Genomic DNA, 682 nt, shown 5'->3' with positions numbered 1-682 from the left:
CGTCGGCGGGCCGGCCGCCCCGGTGGGCGGCGACCCGTCGGGTACGGCGACGCCCGACCCGGACCCGACGGCGTCCGGCACCACCGCCCCTGCTTCGCCTTCCACCGGCTCGGCCACGAAGAGCGGCGGGACGTCCGGCTCGTCCCAGCACAGCGGTGGCACGGGCGCGTCGGCGGGCGGCGAACGCTGCCACACCTCGGACGTCAAGGCGTCCGTCGGCCCGAACAACCCGGGAGCGGGCCAGGAGAACTTCCCCCTCGTCCTGACCAACACGTCCGGCCACACCTGCACCGTCGACGGCTTTCCCGGGGTCGCCTTCCTGAACAAGGCCGGACAGCAGGTCTCGGTGAACCCCGAGCGCGCCAAGGTGACCGGCACACTCGTCGAGCTCGCCCCCGGCCGCAGCGCCTGGGCGCCCATGACCTTCGGCAACCCCGAGATCACCGGGGTCACGACGGTCACCCCGGCGTCGGTGCTCATCACCCCGCCCGACGAGAAGGACGCGCTGAAGGTCGCCTGGACCGGGGGCGGTGTGACCAACACCGGCAAGGCGTCGGTGCCGACGATCGGTGTGTTCACCGCGGGCACCGGAGCCTGACACCCGGAGCCCGGACGCGGGACTCGCGGCGGCACCGCACGCGGCACCCGCACGCGGCACCCGAACCGGACGCGAGGGCCGGGG

At 74.8% G+C, this 682-nt stretch carries 1 protein-coding gene; it reads left to right on the top strand.

Annotation, left to right across the window (positions count from 1 at the left end; translation table 11 throughout):
* A partial coding sequence (locus GT042_RS02845; protein ID WP_161307111.1) for a DUF4232 domain-containing protein occupies positions 1-598 on the top strand: 598 nt, incomplete at its 5' end.
* Between the last annotated feature and the right edge of the window lie 84 nt (positions 599-682).

Origin of the sequence: Streptomyces sp. SID3212 (assembly GCF_009865405.1) — a bacterium.
Classification (GTDB): Bacteria; Actinomycetota; Actinomycetes; order Streptomycetales; family Streptomycetaceae; genus Streptomyces.
This window is presented reverse-complemented; position numbering and strand designations above follow the sequence as displayed.